Below are 19,884 nucleotides of genomic sequence, written 5' to 3' on the forward strand. Positions count from 1 at the left end.
TCAAGATAGCCTCTAAGCTTATAAAAAGCGCTGACTGGATATGATATTTAGTCAGCGCTTTTTTATTAGCTGGTATAAGCGAAGTACCATAAGTTAGGTGCTATACTCGATAAACAAATATTATCAGCATGGCTATAATCAATACTCATAGGCGGCTTATATAAGCTGTATTGCCAATCACGATATAAAATCAATACCGAAAAAAGGAAGCGCCATCATGGAAAGGTTTCAAGAAAATTGCCATGCGTGCTGAAAAACGGATGAGTCGTTTGCTGCTCATATCTATTTAGCAGCGACGATTATCCATTTACGGTAATTGTCAACATACCCTAGTAAAAATAACTGCTAACAAAATAATTCACCACCGAACTATCGTTATGATTAAAATAACGCAAGACAAGATGTCGCTCGACTACAATTGAACGATTGGTAAACATTACTCAACCACTTATACCGACTTAAATAATAAAAACGATTGAAACAACCATGATAAAGGGTGCGACGTGTCAGAATTAAAACGCATTTTACAACAGATTACCGCCTTGAGCGACGTGCCAGATCCTGCGGTACTCAAACGCTTGATTGATGAGCTACGAGTCAGTGATAAAGAACCTGCATTGGCCAACGAAAAAATTCAATCCCTTATTGATATCATACATCAGCATCCAGAATATGGTGATGGGCTGTCTAGTTTTGTGCTAAAACTGATTATCCAATATCGACAAATCGCGCTGTATACCGACACTGGTATCATGTCCGATCAAGGGTTCTTTAACAGTTTACGCCGTTTGATTGGCCATCGGTTTTTACCATTATTACCACAAGATGACTCTGTCGTTGAACTGGTGAGCTACTTATTTAATAAGCGCTCTGATGAACGCTGGCTTGCCAATATCGAAAAGGAAAAATGGGACAAACTGGTTGAGCTGGTTCGCGTAGAAGAGAAACATTTAAACCTAGTCGCTACCGCAAAAAACAGTATTTTAAATGCTATTATCATTTTGTCTTACCGCATCAGCGGTATCGGCTTGCATCCTGATTTGATGGAGGCCTATCCGCAGATACTGAACTATTCCGCGTCTTTTGTTGCACAAAATCAAGAAGCCGTACTCTTCGTCAATCAATATCGTCAAGCACATGAGCTTGATACCTTGACAGATATTACGCCCGAGCAAGCAGTCGATCCCGCACCCCTATTGGTTATGCTGGAACAGTGCGAAGATATCGTCGCTACCGTACGCAAGCGGATTTATAAAACTGGTATCTCTATTCGTTTGACTAATATGATGCTGCGTCTAGATCAAAGCTTGCAGCGTATGCGGATTTTGACTGAGCTGGTCACAGACGATAATCAAAAGCGAGATCGCGCTGTTATCGAACTGATACAGGCGCTCATCACTACAGCCAATCAGCGCTATAGTATTGGTTATTTGATTGATAACAATACTAAACTGCTCTCTCGAAAAGTCACAGAAAATGCCAGCCGCGTCGGTGAGCATTATATTAGTACCGATAAAGCTGGCTATCAAAAGATGCTCAAAAAAGCCTCTATCGGTGGCTTTATCATTGCATTTATGGCAACTATAAAAATACTGGCGTACCACTTAGCGCTCGCACCCATGGGTCGCGCGTTCATCAACAGTATGATCTATGGGTTGGGTTTCGTATTTATTCATGTTATTCGCGGCACAGTCGCGACCAAGCAGCCAGCCATGACCGCAGCTGCGATTGCCTCTACCATTTCTGAAGGCTCTGGTAAAAAATCGCATCAGTTGACTAAGCTATCAGAATTGGTCGTCGATATCTTGCGTACCCAGTTTATCGCTATCATGGGTAACGTCATGTTAGCCGTACCCGTCGCTTTGATTATATCTTTTGCTTGGTTGCAATATACTGGCGCGCCAATGATCGACACCGAAAAAGCAGGACACTTGCTACATGATCTCGACCCGTTCCACTCATTAGCACTGCCCCATGCTGCCATTGCTGGGGTTTATCTGTTCTTATCTGGTTTGATTGCCGGCTACTACGACAACTTGGCAGTTTATAACAACGTAGGCGCACGTATACAACGTCACAGATTGTTGAAATACATATTGCCTAGCTCATGGCTTCAGCGTTTAGGCGGTTTTATAGAAGCCAACTTGGGCGCTATCATGGGTAATTTCTTATTCGGGGTGTTCTTAGGTAGTACCGCGACTATCGGCTATATCTTTGGCCTACCAATTGATATTCGTCACATTGCCTTTGCTTCAGCAAACTTGGCACACGGACTATTCAATATATCTGCTGATGACATCAGTTGGAGCCTCATCCTAATTTCTATACTTGGCGTGGCCCTTATTGGTCTCGTCAACTTAATCGTTAGCTTTTCACTGGCGCTGTTTGTCGCCCTACGTTCTAAAGAAGTTCGCTTTTTTGAATGGAGTCGCCTCACAAAACTGGTGTTTGGCCATATTATTAGCCATCCGTCTGACTTTTTCTGGCCACGTGATAAGCCAATGAAATATGCGCGTATCGATAGTCAGGGTCACATGATATTTGATGATACTTCCGCACAAAAAAATGGTAAATCTATACCAAGTAATTATGTGGTAAGGCGTTTGTCTGATGTCAGAATCCTGCCTGAATCTAAACACGCTGATGCTCAACATTCACAGACCAACACCGACATCAACTATGAAAAGCAGCCGACAGATGAGCATACGCAGCCGTATAACTCTCCTGAAAAAGTAATGGATCTGGATGATGGTTTAGTCGATGACGAACTAAACAGCGTTCCTTATACCGATGATATTCAATACGATAAGGCCACCAAAACGATAAGTGCGATTGATAACGATGTTGTTAGTGATGAGCCACACCATACTGACTCTGATGACAAGCAGACTGGTGACGCAAAAACACCTTTACCAAAACCTAAAAAACCACCAAAGCTGCCTAGTTAAATAGGTAGTTGCGGTGGGTTTTTGCTCGATCAATCGTTGATATTAAAGTTATTTGTCATAACGTCCGTTATGGGAAGAAGAGCGGTTCCCTAGTTAGGGTTTGGCTGTAGTCCAAACTCTTTCAATAGGTATAGCTGTTCTAATTGATGACACGGCCTAGTTTATCTACATCAGCGGCCATTTTAGGTATGCGATGTTCACCTTCCATTTTACTCACCATCTCTTTCGCCGTTGTAATGTTTATACCAATACTGGTGACATATAGAGGGCGCTTACTTATCCCTCGCCAAACAGCATAGTCTTCTGTAATGTCATAAAAATGATTTTTAGCGATACCGATGATTGGCTTTTTATTAGCTAGGTTATCATACAGATATTTGCCTAATCCTGCTTTGCCAACACTATCCAGAAATACATAGCCGTCTATGATAATTACATCAAAAGGCTCTTTGATTTGGTTGATCAAGGCCAGTAAGCAAGGCATTTCTCGTTTATAGAACTGACCTGACTCATAAGGCGCAACATTATTTACGTTGACAGTATGCTCACTTAATATCTCATTAATCTCTATACCTTGAAAACGTATGCCCGCTACTTTAGCGCTGTCCAGCTTTTGTACCACGTCTGTTTGATAATGCACATCTAATATTAAAAATATCAATTTAGCCCTCATAGATCTATTTATAGATAATCAATTTAAAGTTATTACTATATTTTTTCAGCTGCTCAATTTTTTGAGGTAGTACCTCACTTTCTTTGATACGTAGCTCCTTTAAACTACTAAACTCTTCTTTATCATTAAATATTTCTAAATTATGAAGTCCGTTTAATCCAGTGATGTACATAAACTCCACGTGTATAAAGCTATTGTTCTTTGCCCATTTATCAAACAAATCTTCTGCAACATCTTCGCTTATCTTCAAACGTATGAATGTATCAAATGTAAAATTTTGATAATTTTCTATCAGCTCATATATCTCTGGAACAGGGATGGGGCAATCAAGGTAGTTTCTTGAGTGAATAATATCATCTATAGCTGTAAAACGTTTTATACGATTTAATTTTGGGATATATGTAATATCTATATCTTCAAGCCGATTGGTTTCTTTACAAGTTTTACTATAACCAAAATTTATATCATCTCTACTATTTCTATAGTAGAATCCTGATTGATCATATTCGTATCGAAGTTCAAACATGGATGGCTCATGGGGTTTTGTCTTCCACATAATTTGATTTTCTGTTTCGCCATTTTCAATGGTATAGACCTCTCTATCGCATATACCTTCGTTGAAGGTATATGACATACCTTGATATAAATTACCTTGATAAAATTGCGGTATTGTTCCACAACCATACTCGTCTTCATCTTCATTACAAAACCCTGAAGAGTCTATTTGAATAGGTGAAGATAGCCCTATCTGACACGGTGAGACATACGGTTTAACAATCTCTCCGTTTTTAACTTCATAAGCTTCAAGTTGATGGTCAGGTTTATCAAAGAAGATAATGCCTGTGTATAGCTTGTCGCGCTGATACCATTTACCCTTCTGATACCATTTACCCTTCTGATACCATTTACCGTTACTTTTATTTAACAATGTTGATTTCAATCGTTGCATATTACTCATGTTAATCTTTTCTGAAAGAGGAGTCATTAATCGTGCTAGTAGAAGCGATAATGCTAGAAGGATTCATTTTAAAATATACCTACACCGAACCAATCAGGTTCCTTCACTGGTTCGGTCCCCTAGTGAGGACTTGAATGCTAAGCTGCGGGCTAATGTTATCAACGTTTTAAATCGCTGAAATATTCACAGTGTACTTCATGGTGTACTTAACATACATATTCTATTCATGATCGGTGCGATTCAGGTTAAGCAGAGCTGCGCCGCTATTCGCTTTTCCCATTCAGATTTAGAAATGAAGCCGATATTGTCTGACTTTATTTCTTCTAGAATAATATAATAAGCACTAAGCCGGTTAATAGTATTGATGATCTCAGTTTTTTGACGTTTCGCTTCAGTAAGTTTTTTGGAAATAGTAATTAAATCTTTATCAATATTGAGAGTGCCATTGAAATGATCATTTAGGTGTCTTTTAAATTCATTAAGAGTAAAACCGATAGCTTGTGCGCCTTTAATCATTTTAATACGCTCAATACATTCAGGATGAAATTCAGTGTATAGGCGTGATCCTGCTTGGCGTTTTCGAGATTTCAGTAACCCCATCTCATCGTAATGACGAATAGTATCTTTGGTTGTGTTAGCTTGGGCTGCTAAAGCTCCTATTAATAAGAATGATGTATCAGATTCCATACCATATACCTTAAAAATATAATTTTTATCTAGTTTTAAATAATTATACCTAAATAGAACCAGTAAGAACTGATTTCTGACATCCAACGTCATAAACTCTGTTGTGGGAACATGATCGGTGCGCTATACAGGCACCGAACTGTTGGATACTAACGGCTATTCAATAAATTATTGTCAACACTTACTATCAAACTAGTTATATCACTTCTCAACTTTGTTAACACTTTGTTTGCTTCAACTCTTTCGTTAAAGTCTTCTCTCCAAATGAAGAAATCCGAAAAGCTACCATTACCGGAGTTCATAAGACTGTAGGTGTCTCCAACGCTTTTAATGGTTGCTTTAGCGTCTTCGTTATATTTTAACGAGTACTGTATTCTATTTATAATTACATTAATTCCTCTTATATAGTTGTGTTCATCCTCCTGAAGTAAAATTTCTCTCAATTTTAAAAAATAGTGATTTAGCTCAGTTAATTTATCTATATTATTCATTTTATTTGCCTATCGAATTTCCTGAAATAACGTTAGCTATACAATTTTTTATAGGGCATACCCCAACGAAACCAGATGTTTCACCCTTTAAGTCTATTAACATACCACTTAAAATAGACTGGTATAATGGAACTACTTATAACAGACTGTTTATTTAGCCTTATATATTAAGACGCTTATAACCCTCTTTATGGACTCGGGCACTGTGCGCTTGAAGTTGTTACTTTGCCGTCACCCAATCTATAAGCCAATAGATAATTACCCCACACGCAGCCACCGTCTAGTGCGCGCGCATGTGGCAAATCAATTTCGCCTTTTAGCGCAGCCCAATGTCCAAATAGTATCTTACGAGTGCGCGGTACTTGCCACTCAAACCAAGGTAAAAAATCGATTGGCATAGCCTCATCTAAACCTGCTGAAAAGCTAAACTCAAGCGATCCATCCTGCTTACACAAGCGCATACGCGTAAAGTAATTAGCAATCGCCCGCATTTTGGTAAATCCTTCGATACCTGCATGCCATTCATCCGCTTCTTTGCTATATAGATTCGGCAGTAATTGATCGAGCTGCGCCAAATTGCTTTGCAGCTGAGCTTCTAATTGCTGTGCGTATCCTGCAGCTGCTTCAATACTCCAATGCGGTGGAATCCCTGCATGTACCAGCACCGTATGCTCATCAGGATAGGCTAATATCGGCTGCCTGCGTAACCATTCGAGCAACTCATCACAATCATCCGCAGCAAAGATAGGTGCGGTTTTGTCTTTATTTTTAAGCTTGGCTGCCCCACGCCAGACTGCTATCAAATTAAGATCATGATTGCCCAATACCGTTGCCGCAGCGCCTTGCTCACACAACGCTTTGACATGACGCAGCGTGTTCAATGAGTCCTCGCCGCGTGCTACCAAATCACCAGCAAACCATAACTTGTCTTGGGCAGGATCGAAATCCAGTGTCTTTAGCAATTGTAGATATGCAGCATAGCAACCCTGTAAGTCACCGATAACATACTGATGGCGAAAACTCATAACACCTCAACGATTTAAATACGATAGTTAAAGACAGCTCGATAAGAAATAAATACTTAAGTACTAGTCATAAAAATAAAGCATAAAAAACCGCCATTATAATTGACGGTTAGTAGCATGCTTTTATGTATCAAAAATACATTATACGTCTAGCTGTTGTGAATGATTGCTTAGGTTCACAAAGTCTGTGACGCTTAGTGTCTCAGGTCGTGCCTGCGGATCAATACCACAAGCCTCAAAATCGTCTTCGCTCAATGTCGGTAGCAACGTTGATTTTTTGAAGATAGCACGTAGCGTCTTGCGGCGATGGTTAAAAGTCTCACGTACGACAATGGCAAAATGCTCTTCATCATTTGCGACGACTGGTTTGTTGATATGCGGTGTCAGGCGGAAGACAGCACTGGTCACCTTGGGTGGTGGATTAAACGCACCGCGAGGAACGGTCAGCAAGTAATCTGTATCACAGTGATATTGCATAATGACCGACAAGCGGCCATAAGTCTTGCTACCCACGTCGGCTGTGATACGCTCGACCACTTCTTTTTGCAACATAAAATGCATGTCTTGAATCACATCGGCATAGCTAAGCAGATGAAATAAGATAGGCGTTGAGATGTTATACGGTAGGTTGCCCACTACGCGCAGCTTACCGCGCTCTTCACTATATAGCTCACGGTAGTCCACATGCATCGCATTGTCTTTGATAATCTCAAAGTTTGGATGGCTATTGGCACCGATACGAATACGCAAGCTATCTGCCAAATCACGATCTAGCTCCACCACTGTCATTGCATCCACTTCTGCCAATAACGGCTCGGTCAATGCGCCCATACCAGGCCCAATCTCGATCAAATTGTCATCGCGCTCTAGACGAATACTTTCGACGATTTCGCGAATGACGCTAGTATCATGCAAGAAATTTTGGCCAAAGCGCTTACGCGGCTGATGTTTGGCAGCACGTAAGCTGTTAGAAATAGTTTGAGCATCAAATGAAGTTTTGGACATAAAAGAGTCTTAATGTATAAAAGATAAATGGGCGATGATAATGTAATGGCAGCGATATACTGACTTTATAATGGTGAATTATACCACAGCTCATAATTAGGCTGTGTTTTTGAATAATTATTATCGATAGACGAGCCATGCTTTCGAGTAACCGGCCCGGTAACTTTTTACCTCTACATTCATATAATATAAACTCTGACTATGCTAAATAGTAGCGTCAAATCAAGTGCTAGCAGACAGAAACAGGTCCAAAGATGGCGACATCATAACGATTGCGGCGTAAAACTAAATCGATAATTAAACGATTTTTAACGCTTCTTGGGTTTAATAAAGCCCCACTGCATAACGCAATTGGTTATGTTTCACCTTTTGAGTTTGAAAAGCGCTATTATGATAATTTAACCCTGTCAGGCATTGCTGTCTGACTCCAGTAAAGTAAGCCAGTCTCTGATATGGTCGAGGCAGTTTAGCCCTACGCGATCGTCAGCCCGCCAGATAAATACCCTTAGGGAACTCACATATGATCCTGAAACTTAACGTCACCCTCCATTATCGACTCTCAGAGCCAATGGATCTTTTGCTTCAGATTGAAGCTGCCGATCTTGCGGATCAACGGGTACGGTCAGCCGAGATTTGGACATCAGACGTTGCGCATTTTTCACGGGTTACCGCCGATGATGGCATAGGAGAGCGGATTTGGATTCATGCCGAAGGGGATTTTAGCTGCACTTATCTCGCAGAAATCGCCGTTGACCGTCCTGCCTTAGACATATCGGCACTGTCCCAAACGCCCTTGCATCTTTTGCCCGGAGAGACGATCAGGCATTTAATGCCGTCTCACTATTGCCCGTCAGAACAGTTCCATGCCTTCGTGGACGCCGAGTTTGGCGATCTCACTGGCGGCGCACGGATTGCCGCAATGCGCGACTGGATCGAGTCGGCATTTAGCTATGTACCCGGATCGAGCCATGCACAAACCACCGCGCTCGACAGCTTTGCTCAACGTCAGGGCGTATGCCGCGACTTTGCGCATGTTCTCGTAACACTAGCGCGCGCGTCGTCGATACCAGCTAGGTTTGTGAGCGTTTATGCGCCCGATGTGACACCACAAGACTTTCATGCCGTGGCCGAGGTCTATCTTGAAGGGAGCTGGCACCTCATTGATCCGACTGGCATGGCAGGTGCCGACACAATGGCCCGCATCGGTGTTGGGTCCGATGCGTCCAACGTCGCGTTCTTAACCTCGTTCGGATCCATGGATCTGATCAACCAATCGGTATCCGTCACCAGACAAGCTTAGGGTCCTGATCCTAGGCTTTCGAGCCTGTGTTTAAGACAGATGCTGCCTGTCATACACGATAAAAACTTTACTAAATCGTCTTAAGCGGCTGCCTTTTTAGGTAGGCATTACTGATAATAAAATTATTAAGTACTATGTGAAAAATATTTATAAGCACTGACTTATACAGCAGGTACATCGATAAGTGACTTATCCGCCATCTCATTAGCCATATTTAGTGCTTGATATAAACTGGTCGCACTCGCACCGCCGCTTCCTGCCAAGTCTAACGCCGTACCATGATCGACAGAAGTGCGAATATAAGGCAAGCCTAAGGTTAGATTGACCGTATCGCCAAAACCGTGCGATTTTAATACTGGCAATCCTTGGTCGTGATACATGGCAATGACCGCATCACAGTTTGTTAAATGTCTGGTAGTAAATAACGTATCCGCTGGCATCGCCTCTGATATATTAACACCTGCATCGATGAATTCTTGCAACACAGGATTGATAATTTCAATCTCCTCACTTCCCAAGTGCCCGCCCTCGCCTGCATGTGGATTGAGGCCGCAAACCAAGATGCGAGGCTGCGTGAGACCAAACTTCTCTCGCATATCATCGATGACAATTTGTACCGTTTGGCGTACATTATCGGCAGTAATCGCAGCAGGGATGTCCTTTAATGGTAAATGCGTAGTGACAAGCGCGACTTTCATCGCTTGATTGGCCAGCATCATGACGACTTTTTTACGATCGCTTTGCTGCATAAAAAATTCAGTATGACCACTAAACATGGTGCCATCTAATAGCTTGATACCAGCATCTATCAACGCTGATTTTTGCAATGGCCCAGTGACGATGGCAGCGACTGTATTATTTATTGCCAGTTTATGAGCAATATCTAATTGCTGAGCCACCATCGCTGAGTTAGCGATATTGATTTGCCCGCAGACAACTGGTGCGGCACAAGGAATATCCAGTAGGATGAAAGCACTATCAGCGTCTATATCTTGCTGCGATATCTGATCTACCAAGTTAACATCGACGTTATCGGCATTTATATCTGTATTGATAGTATGCCAACTAGGTATGCTTTTGAGAACGCTAGCTGCAACCAATTCCTCCGCGCGAGTTTGCATGGCTTTAGCATCAGCAGTCACCCAAATTGGCCGAGCAAAGTCTTGCAACTTACTCTCTGTTGCTAGTCCTAGTACTACGTCCATGCCAATACCCGCAGGCTCACCTGTGGTGATTAATAGCGGGCGTTTTTCTTCTGTCATAACAATAGCCTTATGTTGTTCAAATTATTGATTTTATTGTATTTATAATTGATATTATAAGTTTTTATACTTAGTTATTGTATGGTATTTCTTAGTTCATGAAAAACAATCACTTCATATTTAGTGCTTTATCAAGTCTAAAAAACCACATTATGTGTTAAACTTTCGCATCTGATTGTAGCATTTACAGACAAACCTGAAACCGCGTTTTGGTACTTCTATCGTAGAGGCGCGCTATGTTTGTATTGCCCTATCATCGACATCTTTTTTCATACCCATTTTAACTCATTAGGCACTCATGGCAGAAAACGACAAAACCGACGACTTACTCAATCAGACACCGCCGCACAATATTGATATTGAAAAGGCATTGCTCGCGTCTTTGATGAGTATCGAAGAGGCGTACGACAAGATTGCCGATATTGTCACCAAAGATGACTTTTATGCTGGGCGACATCAATACATTTTTGATGCCATTGCTCATTTGGCGGCAGTGAATGAGCCTTATGATACGGTCATGGTACACGACTGGTTAGAAGCGCAAAAGCTACTAAAAGGCGCAGGTGGTGACAGTTATTTGGCCGATATTTTGAGCCAAAGTCCTGCGACCTTATTTAACCTGACTGCCTACGCCCAGCGTGTGCGTGAGCTCTCAACGCTGCGTCAACTGATTACCACTGGTAATGACATGCTGACGCTTGCCTATAATCCAAAAGACCAAAGCGTTAGCGACATTCTAGACAATGTCGAAGGCAAGATATTTAGTATCAATGAGCAGCATAATAAACGTGCGGAACAGCGCGGACCTGTTGGTATCACTTCTGTCTTGACCAATGTTATCGATAAGATTCAAGAGCTAAAATCTAATCCCGACGGCATGATTGGTTTGCAGACACCATTTGCTGAATTGAATAACAAAACCCAAGGCCTACAAGCGGGTGACTTGATTATTGTCGCTGCGCGTCCTTCGATGGGTAAAACCACTTTTGCGATGAATTTGGCAGAAGGGATTTTGTTTAATGAAGATTTGCCCGTCGTGGTGTTTTCGATGGAGATGCCCGCTGAATCAATCGTCATGCGTTTGCTGTCCTCATGGGGCGCGATTAACCAGACGCACCTGCGTTCTGGGCAAATGAATGAAGATGAATGGGCAAAGATGATGAACGCCATTCAACATTTGCAATCAAAGCATTTATATATTGATGATAGTACTGCCCTACCGCCGTCTGAGATGCGTTCTCGCTGCCGCCGTATCGCCAAAAATCATGACGGTCGCTTGGGTGCTATCGTAGTCGATTATCTTCAGCTGATGAAAGTGCCAAGTCTAGATGGTAACCGTGTTGGCGAGATTTCCGAGATTTCTCGTAGTCTAAAGGCGCTCGCACGTGAGCTTGAATGTCCAGTGATTGCGTTATCACAGCTTAACCGTAGTCTAGAAAACCGTCCAAATAAACGCCCTATCATGTCGGATCTACGTGAGTCTGGTGCGATTGAGCAGGATGCCGATTTGATTATGTTCATCTATCGTGATGAGGTTTATAATGAAAACTCAGACCACAAAGGCGTGGCGGAAATCATTATTGGTAAACAGCGTAACGGCCCTATCGGTACTATTCGTTTAGGCTTTGAAGGTCAATTTACCCGCTTTATTAATCTAACGCCAGAGTACTATCAAGGCGTGAGTTTTGAGAATGATGAGTAATTAACCTTATAAAACTTAACCCTAACAAAGACTGAGCCTTATATAAACTCAGTTTCAATTATAGGTTAATGAATAATTTTACATAACCAGTTTTTAATACAATAGCCAGTACCGCATCAACTCAATCGATGCAGTACTGGCTTTATAACTTCATAATTCTACTCATACAGAAGGCGATTATGCGCACTATCACCATAAAACCAAAAGCCCTTACTCATAACCTAAATCAAGTAAAAAAGCGTGCACCCCAATCGAAAGTGTTGGCCATGGTCAAATCCAATGCTTACGGACATGGCGTAGCGGCAGTCTTGCCAGCCCTGCAGCAAGCAGATGGTATCGGTGTCGCTACGTTGACTGAAGCGCTAGAAGCCAGACAGTTAGGTTGGGAGAAAACCATCGGTCTAGTAGAAGGTGCGTTTAGCGCTGATGAGTGGCAGCAATCGATTGATCATGAGATTAGCTGCGTGATTCACCACGGACCACAGTTAGAATGGGCACTACAAAATATCCCACCAGCTGGCAGTGCAACTAGAGTAGCTTGGCTCAAATACAATACAGGTATGAACCGTTTGGGTTTTAACGCTGAGGGTGTGCTATCAGCAGCAAAACGCTTACATGAAGCGGGTTATCAGCTGATTCTAGCCACGCATTTTGCCAATGCTGATGACCACGATCACCCATTGAATGCAATGCAGATTGAGCGTTTCTCAAGCGTGCTAGCGACTTTGAAAGACACCATTAGCCCAAATATCCAAGGCTCATTATGCAACTCTGCTGGTATCGTCAACTTCCCAGAACATCATTATGATTGGGTACGTCCAGGTATTATTTTATACGGTAGCTCACCTGTCGTTGATAAAAGCGTACAAGAACTAGACTTACAGCCCGCGATGGAATTTAGTGCTCAAATTATTGCTCTACAAACCGTTAGCGCAGATGATGCAATTGGCTATGGTAGTCGCTGGCGTGCGCAGCAAGATACTAGAACCGCTTTGGTCAGCGTTGGATATGGCGATGGCTATCCACGTGTGGTCACGGATGATGCATATGTTACTGTCATGGATGCTAATGACAGCCAAAGCTACCGCTGCCCGGTGATTGGGCGAGTGGCTATGGATATGATTGTTATTGATATCAGTAGCGCACCTGAGAGTCTTGCTATAGATAGCAAGGTCATGCTCTGGGGCGATGCGCCTCGTGTCGATGAAGTTGCAGGTCATGCTGGGACGATTAGCTATGAGCTATTATGTCGCCTTAGCATACGTCCAAACCGTACACAGGCATAATCATTAGCGGCACAGTCATTAGCATATAAGATATTGTGGCTTGCTAATGTGATTTCGGTCTATTTGGCAAGCCATTTGATCTTGATAAAAATGAACGTTTACATTGAAAGTAAATACGCTATACTAAAAGTTTGTTGTCAACCCAGTAACGCACTGACGCGATGCTATTGAAGACTGATGACGTTTCACTGACTGCGATCGACTGCTAGGATTACTATGAGTTTGCGCCATTTTTTAACCTTATCTGATTTAACCAAACAAGAACTAGAAAACTTAATCAAACGCGCAAGCGAACTGCGTAAGATGCAACACGCAGGCGAGATATACCAGCCTTTTGTTGGTCGTACGCTTGGCATGATATTTGAAAAATCTTCAACGCGTACCCGTATCTCGTTTGAGACCGGTATGGGTCAATTTGGTGGTAACGCCATATTTTTATCACCAAACGATACGCAGCTCGGTCGCGGCGAGCCATTAGAAGATTCAGCACGCGTGATTTCTAGCATGGTTGATATCATCATGATTCGTACCTTTGGGCACGAAAAAGTTGAAACTTTTGCTGAATACTCAAGCGTACCGATTATCAATGCATTGACCGATGACTACCATCCATGCCAGTTGCTTGCTGATATGCAGACTTATTACGAGCATCGCGGTAGTATCGAAAATAAAATCGTCACTTGGGTCGGTGATGGCAACAATATGTGCTCGTCATTTATGCAAGCTGCCAATCAGTTTGGTTTTGAATTACGCGTGGCAGCACCTTATGGGTTTGAGCCTGATCCGAAACTTATGGAACGCTTCTCACATTGCGTCAGTCTGGTAGAAAACGTACAGGACGCGGCAAAAGATTCTAACTTAATTGTCACTGATGTGTGGGCAAGTATGGGTCAAGAATCAGAGCAAAACACACGTGCACGTCGTTTTGCGCCTTATCAAGTGACACCGTCTCTATTAGACAAAGCCGACCCTGAAGTGGTGTTTATGCATTGCTTGCCAGCCCATCGCGGCGAGGAAATCTCTCATGACATGCTTAATGACCCACGTTCTGTCGTTTGGGACGAAGCTGAAAACCGCCTACATGCACAAAAAGCATTGATGGAGTTTTTACTTAAAGACAAAATCAAGTTACCTGCATAACTTAGGCTATTCTATAAAAAGACCGTGGGATAAATAGTAAGGTAACTTGCTAACACACTCCTAAATAAGTTTCTAAATAAAAAAGCCGTCCAGATCTGGACGGCTTTTTTATTTATACAAATGATTTGATCATAGATTAACGCGTGAGCGTTGTCACACCATTAGCACCTGCTTTTAGCAGAACGTCTGCTTGGTTTGCCGCAAAGATACCATTACAGACCACACCTACGATATTATTTAGCTCTTTTTCGAGCGCGATTGGATTACTCACATCCAAATCATAAGTATCTAGAATGACATTACCATAATCAGTGACAAAGTCTTCACGATATACTGGCTCACCGCCCAATTTGGCCAATTGGCGAGCCACATAAGAACGTGCTTGTGGTAATACTTCAATCGGTACTGGAAATGCGCGACCTAATATATCAACACTTTTACTATCATCGACCATACAGACGAACTTGTTTGAAGCTGCTGCCACAATCTTTTCGCGAGTCAATGCACCGCCGCCGCCCTTGATAAGTTGCAAGTGTTCATTGACTTCATCCGCACCATCGATATAAACATCCAATGTACCAGCAAAGTTTAAATCGACTATTTCGATACCAAGCGCACGAAGTTTGTCTTCTGTCACCTGTGAGCTAGCGACAGCGCCAGCAAGCTTCAATTGTGGCAACAACTCAATCAAACAGTTGACCGTACTACCTGTCCCTACCCCAAGTATCATATCGTCTTCGATATAGCTTAGAGCAGCTTTGGCCGCGGCTTGCTTTTGTGCTTGCTGATCACTCATCATAAATCCTTGGAAAATAAACGTATGGTCTTAAAAAAAGTAAAAGGCTAAAACAGATAAAATGCGCGGCTATTATAACCGATGATATTAATGGATGTTAGCGCATCATGACGCTAATTTGTGAGTCCTATCTTGCCGACCTAAGACTTAACTTCGTCAAATACTTGCACTTCATGTAAATTTGAGCATGAAATCTCAAGAAAACTGCAATTGAGTCTTGCAAGATACTAAAAATCGGCATAGGCTAATCTATTTCGTTTTTATATTCATTTACACTTTTTATATTCATTCTGTTTAGGGATTACTATGCTGTCACACTGGGTACGAGCCATCTTACAAGCCACCGTCTATGACGTTGCTATTCAAACACCACTTGAAACGGCGCCCAAGCTGACCCAACGTTTTGCCAATGACATTCGATTTAAGCGTGAAGACTTACAACCGGTCAAGTCTTTTAAATTGCGCGGTGCCTATAACCGTATCAGTCAATTGAGCGATGAGCAAAAAGCGCGTGGCGTCATTTGCGCTTCAGCAGGTAATCATGCACAAGGCGTGGCGTACTCTGCACGCAAATTATCATTAAACAACATCATCGTCATGCCAACCACGACTCCCGACATCAAAGTAGATGCGGTAAGAGCACTTGGTGGCAATGTAGATCTGCACGGTGATAGCTTCGATCAAGCAAATCGCTATGCGATTGACCGCGCTAAACGCGAAGGACTGACCTTTATTCCGCCTTATGACGATGAACTGGTCATCGCAGGACAAGGTACCATCGGTCTTGAGCTGACCCAGCAGTGGCGTAATATGGACTATGTATTCGTTGCCGTTGGTGGTGGTGGCCTAATTTCTGGTGTGGCCGCATTCTTAGGCGAAGTGGCACCACATGTAAAAGTGATTGCAGTAGAAGCCGAGCAGTCAGCTTGTCTAAAAGCAGCGCTTGAAACAGGTGAACGTGTCAAACTTGAGCAAGTAGGATTGTTCGTGGATGGCGTGGCAGTCGCACAGATTGGTGAATTGCCTTTTGACGTTGTCCGTACACAAAAAAGCGATAACTCAGGTCCTATCGTTGAGCCTGAAGTGATCACTTGTACCAATGATGAGGTGTGTGCGGCTGTCAAAGACATCTTTGAAGAAAACCGTAGCATCGTTGAACCTGCTGGTGCATTGTCAGTCGCTGGTATGAAAAAATATATCGAAGCCAATAATATTCAAGACAAAAATTGCGTCGGCATCATTTGCGGTGCCAATATGAATTTTGACCGCCTGCGTTATATCGCTGAGCGTACTGAAATTGGTGAGAAAAAAGAAGCCATCTTTGGGGTTACTATCCCCGAGCAAACAGGTGCTTTCTTGAACTTCTGTCGTAGTCTACATGGCCGTAATATTACTGAGTTTAACTACCGCGCTGACAGCAAAAAATCACCAGACTCAATGGAGCCTGCCTCAATCTTCGTAGGTATCGCTTTAAAAGAAGGTGAAAAAGAGCGTCAAACCATCAGTAACCAATTGTCAGACGATGGCTACACTGCTCATGACCTGACTGATGATGATATCGCTAAATCACATATCCGTCATTTGATTGGTGGTCATGCTCATGTCGAAAACGAGCAATTGCTACAAGTGGTATTCCCAGAACGTCCAGGCGCATTGCTAACGTTCTTAGAAAAATTGGGTGATGACTTCAATATTACTTTATTCCATTACCGCAACCATGGTGCTGCTGAAGGTCGTGTGCTGGTTGGCCTGCAAGCCTCTGAAGGTAACTCTCGTCAGCTACAAGACGCGCTTTTAGATATTGGTTATGACTGTGCCACGGTCAATGACAACATTGGCTATCAGTTGTTTTTAAGATAACCTCCTAAGAGTATGTTCCTAAGATGAATAACAAAAGCGGCTTCTCTTATGATTAGCCGCTTTTTGCATCATATAACCCGATACTAGGGAATGTCCCTATTTTAAAAATGGTGATAAACGTTTGAACTGGGAACACGTCCTAAGCACTACAATCACAAAAATACATTTGCAAATAGTAAAGTTGCCCTAATATTATTTATATAAAACTATGATTTAATATAAAAACGAATGCAGAGTGACTCTTATGAAGAAAAATGCTAATGCTGATGATAATAACCAAGGTTTGGTGAAAATCCGTCTCGATAAATGGCTTTGGGCAGCTAGGTTTTATCGTACACGCACCCTAGCCAAACAAGCGATTGAAAGTGGACGCGTGCACTATGCTGGTAGCCGGGTAAAAACCAGTAAAGAGATTTCAGTCGGAGATGAGCTAACCATTCGTCAAGGCTCAGCGACCGCTATGACTGAAAAGACGGTCGTTGTTGAGGCGCTATCTGCACAGCGTGGCAATGCGACCGCCGCTGAGGTACTATATTCAGAGACCAAAGAAAGCGAGACGCGCCGTGCTTACTATGCCGAACAGCGCAAACTAGCCAACCTTGCTCGTCCTGACAACAAACCCAACAAAAAAGAGCGACGCGATCTACAACGTTTTAAAAGTAATCAAGATTAAAACCGTTTCACTATTTCGCCTTTTGGCCATGCATCATATGGCCAAATTTTCATTGTTAAATGACGCTATTGTTTAGTCTCTATCCTTGCCATTCCAAGCATTAAGCGTTACGCTAGCAGCTGATTCAATCGATTGCATGCTAATAAAAGCCGCATTAACAATGCTGGTCTCTTATAGCATGTTTTTTTTGTTATAGAAGGTCATATTATGCTGATGAAAGCCTGTACTCCCTCGTCTGTATTATTGGTATGTTTAGGAAATATCTGCCGCTCCCCTACTGCTGAAGAAGTTTTTCGTCAGCAAGCAGCGATTGCTGGACTATCTATAAAAGTAGACTCAGCAGGCACCAGTGATTGGCACGTTGGTAGTGCGCCTGATGCTCGCTCACAACGTCATGCTAAGTCACACGGCTACAAAATTAATAAGCTGGTCGCTCGTCAAGTCAGTGCCAATGACTTTCGTGATTTTGATTTAATCTTAGCCATGGATTCACAGAATCTAGCTGATCTACAAGCTATTAAAGACAGCATTACAGCAAAGTCAGAGGATAATTTGGCAACACTAGCACTGTTCAGTGAAGAAGACCCTACCTATTGCGGCAGTGATGTGCCAGATCCCTATAAGGGCGATAACGATGATTTTGAAGAAGTGATCGAGCGTATCGAATCAAGCGCCCAAGCTTGGATAGAAAGCTGGAAAGCCTGCTAGCCATACTGTCTATATTTCTGCTACTCTTGCATCCGGTATCCTCTATAATATGGTTAATCCTCTATAAAAGAGCTACAGCGTTAACCTCGCTTGAAGTATCACAGTTACGTCTGCACTCAGTTGCCTTGTATCTCTTTTAAATTGAATCAACTATAGCTACCTTATCATTTATTATCCTTTTGCCACATAGGCTATGTTATGACCCAAGCTTCACGCCTTGACCACAGTACTCAGTCTACCATCAGCTCTGATGTTTCGAATGTTTCAGCGACTGCCGTAGTCAATGATTCAATCGACTTGTCACACGACAATACTATGGCATTGGCCTGTGTTGCTGATTCTGTCGTGACATTAGAGAATGAGGCGCAGCTTGACAGTTTTATGGCAGCTTATATAGAGGATACAGCAGACAAGCTACCACTGTTTGTACTGTCTGGCGGTAGTAATGTTTTATTGCCTGCCGATTTGAAAGCCATAGTACTGCAGCCAAAGATGCGTGGTATTCATCTGACCGAACAAACTGACGATTATGTCGATATCGAAGTAATGGCTGGCGAAAACTGGCATGATTTGGTCGTACATACGGTCAATCAAGGTTGGTATGGGTTAGAAAATCTTGCCTTAATACCGGGTCTGACAGGCGCTGCACCCATACAAAATATCGGTGCATACGGCGTACAATTAGAAGACCGCTTACAGTATGTACGCGCCTATCATTTGCCGACACAAACTTGGCGCCATTTGTCAGCTGCTGATTGCCAATTTGGCTATCGTGACAGTATCTTTAAACGTACGCCAAACACATGGCTTATTAGCCGTGTGGGTTTCAGATTACATACTAATCCTGCCAATATTTTAGCCAGTTATGGCGATGTACAGACTGTGGCGCAGCGCTATGCGGAGCAACAAGGGCGCGAGCAAGCGATGCCTCATGATGTTATGCAAGCCATTATAGATATTAGACAACAAAAGCTGCCTGACCCAAAACAGCTACCTAATTGTGGCAGTTTTTTTCAAAACCCTATTATCGCTCAGGAGCGGTTCACAGCGCTGCAAGCAACTTATCCAGCTATCGTTGGTTACGCGATGCCTGATGCAATGGTAAAGGTTGCCGCAGGCTGGCTCATTGAGCAAGCAGGGTTAAAAGGGGGCGGCATTGCACCTATTTTTACGCATAAACAGCAAGCACTAGTATTGACCAACCATACACCTCAGCAAGCCACACAAGAGGATGTAGCCATAGCGCAGAAACATATCGCTGCTACTGTCTATGAAAAATTTGCCATTCAATTGTCACGTGAGCCAGTCTGGGTAAATGCTGATGGCTCAATTGGATATGCTGAGCATGTGGCCTAAAAAATCATGGTCTA

17 protein-coding genes are annotated in these 19,884 nt (G+C 42.6%); 9 read left to right on the forward strand and 8 right to left on the reverse strand.

Going from position 1 to position 19,884, the window contains the following annotated elements; translation table 11 throughout:
- Positions 1–503: 503 nt before the first annotated feature.
- Positions 504–2,948 carry a site-specific recombinase gene (locus JMX07_RS07755; protein WP_201607264.1) on the forward strand — a complete coding sequence of 815 codons (2,445 nt, stop codon included), beginning with the start codon at positions 504–506 and terminating at the stop codon, positions 2,946–2,948.
- Positions 2,949–3,087: 139 nt separating this feature from the next.
- Here JMX07_RS07755 and JMX07_RS07760 read toward each other — a convergent pair whose 3' ends face one another.
- The 6 genes from JMX07_RS07760 to rsmA form a co-directional block, all read right to left on the reverse strand.
- Positions 3,088–3,609 carry an endonuclease V gene (locus JMX07_RS07760; RefSeq protein ID WP_201607265.1) on the reverse strand — a complete coding sequence of 174 codons (522 nt, stop codon included), beginning with the start codon at positions 3,607–3,609 and terminating at the stop codon, positions 3,088–3,090.
- A 16-nt stretch (positions 3,610–3,625) separates the two neighbouring features.
- Positions 3,626–4,579, reverse strand: a complete 954-nt coding sequence (locus JMX07_RS07765) for a hypothetical protein (protein ID WP_201607266.1) — start codon at positions 4,577–4,579, stop codon at positions 3,626–3,628.
- A 240-nt stretch (positions 4,580–4,819) separates the two neighbouring features.
- Positions 4,820–5,266 carry a MerR family transcriptional regulator gene (locus tag JMX07_RS07770; protein WP_102076270.1) on the reverse strand — a complete coding sequence of 149 codons (447 nt, stop codon included), beginning with the start codon at positions 5,264–5,266 and terminating at the stop codon, positions 4,820–4,822.
- 149 nt (positions 5,267–5,415) lie between these two features.
- A complete protein-coding gene (locus tag JMX07_RS07775) occupies positions 5,416–5,757 on the reverse strand; it encodes a hypothetical protein (protein WP_058024042.1) in 342 nt (113 codons plus the stop codon).
- A 188-nt stretch (positions 5,758–5,945) separates the two neighbouring features.
- Positions 5,946–6,782 carry a symmetrical bis(5'-nucleosyl)-tetraphosphatase gene (locus JMX07_RS07780; protein ID WP_201607267.1) on the reverse strand — a complete coding sequence of 279 codons (837 nt, stop codon included), beginning with the start codon at positions 6,780–6,782 and terminating at the stop codon, positions 5,946–5,948.
- Positions 6,783–6,923: 141 nt separating this feature from the next.
- Positions 6,924–7,787: a 16S rRNA (adenine(1518)-N(6)/adenine(1519)-N(6))-dimethyltransferase RsmA gene (gene rsmA / locus JMX07_RS07785; protein ID WP_102091795.1), complete on the reverse strand. Its 864-nt coding sequence runs from the start codon at positions 7,785–7,787 to the stop codon at positions 6,924–6,926.
- A gap of 520 nt (positions 7,788–8,307) precedes the next feature.
- Between rsmA and JMX07_RS07790 the strand changes: the two genes are divergently transcribed.
- Complete coding sequence (locus JMX07_RS07790) at positions 8,308–9,087, forward strand: transglutaminase-like domain-containing protein (protein WP_201607268.1); 780 nt, start codon at positions 8,308–8,310, stop codon at positions 9,085–9,087.
- A 161-nt stretch (positions 9,088–9,248) separates the two neighbouring features.
- Here JMX07_RS07790 and pdxA read toward each other — a convergent pair whose 3' ends face one another.
- Positions 9,249–10,349 carry a 4-hydroxythreonine-4-phosphate dehydrogenase PdxA gene (gene pdxA / locus JMX07_RS07795; RefSeq protein WP_201607269.1) on the reverse strand — a complete coding sequence of 367 codons (1,101 nt, stop codon included), beginning with the start codon at positions 10,347–10,349 and terminating at the stop codon, positions 9,249–9,251.
- A gap of 298 nt (positions 10,350–10,647) precedes the next feature.
- Here pdxA and dnaB point away from each other — a divergent pair, with 298 nt between their 5' ends.
- The 3 genes from dnaB (at position 10,648) to argF (ending at position 14,477) form a co-directional block, all read left to right on the forward strand.
- A complete protein-coding gene (dnaB, locus tag JMX07_RS07800; protein ID WP_057760393.1) occupies positions 10,648–12,051 on the forward strand; it encodes a replicative DNA helicase in 1,404 nt (467 codons plus the stop codon).
- 179 nt (positions 12,052–12,230) lie between these two features.
- The gene (alr, locus tag JMX07_RS07805; protein ID WP_201607271.1) at positions 12,231–13,337 is read left to right on the forward strand and encodes an alanine racemase; all 1,107 of its coding nucleotides are present in this window, start codon (positions 12,231–12,233) and stop codon (positions 13,335–13,337) included.
- A gap of 216 nt (positions 13,338–13,553) precedes the next feature.
- On the forward strand, positions 13,554–14,477 hold the full coding sequence (gene argF / locus JMX07_RS07810; protein WP_057760398.1) for an ornithine carbamoyltransferase: 924 nt from the start codon (positions 13,554–13,556) through the stop codon (positions 14,475–14,477).
- A 136-nt stretch (positions 14,478–14,613) separates the two neighbouring features.
- Here argF and rpiA read toward each other — a convergent pair whose 3' ends face one another.
- Positions 14,614–15,273 (reverse strand): ribose-5-phosphate isomerase RpiA, encoded by a 660-nt coding sequence (gene rpiA / locus JMX07_RS07815; RefSeq protein WP_057760400.1) that lies wholly within the window; start codon positions 15,271–15,273, stop codon positions 14,614–14,616.
- A gap of 306 nt (positions 15,274–15,579) precedes the next feature.
- On the opposite strand from rpiA, the gene ilvA reads away from it, so the two are divergent.
- The 4 genes from ilvA (at position 15,580) to murB (ending at position 19,870) form a co-directional block, all read left to right on the forward strand.
- Positions 15,580–17,133, forward strand: a complete 1,554-nt coding sequence (ilvA, locus tag JMX07_RS07820; RefSeq protein ID WP_201607273.1) for a threonine ammonia-lyase, biosynthetic — start codon at positions 15,580–15,582, stop codon at positions 17,131–17,133.
- Positions 17,134–17,377: 244 nt separating this feature from the next.
- Positions 17,378–17,806 carry an RNA-binding S4 domain-containing protein gene (locus tag JMX07_RS07825; protein WP_057760405.1) on the forward strand — a complete coding sequence of 143 codons (429 nt, stop codon included), beginning with the start codon at positions 17,378–17,380 and terminating at the stop codon, positions 17,804–17,806.
- A gap of 207 nt (positions 17,807–18,013) precedes the next feature.
- Positions 18,014–18,514, forward strand: coding sequence for a low molecular weight protein-tyrosine-phosphatase (locus JMX07_RS07830; RefSeq protein WP_102091789.1), 501 nt, complete (start codon positions 18,014–18,016; stop codon positions 18,512–18,514).
- 315 nt (positions 18,515–18,829) lie between these two features.
- Positions 18,830–19,870, forward strand: coding sequence for a UDP-N-acetylmuramate dehydrogenase (murB, locus tag JMX07_RS07835; protein ID WP_265088360.1), 1,041 nt, complete (start codon positions 18,830–18,832; stop codon positions 19,868–19,870).
- The last annotated feature ends 14 nt before the right edge of the window (positions 19,871–19,884 follow it).

It is taken from the genome of Psychrobacter immobilis, from assembly GCF_904846235.1.
Classification (GTDB): domain Bacteria; phylum Pseudomonadota; class Gammaproteobacteria; order Pseudomonadales; family Moraxellaceae; genus Psychrobacter; species Psychrobacter immobilis_C.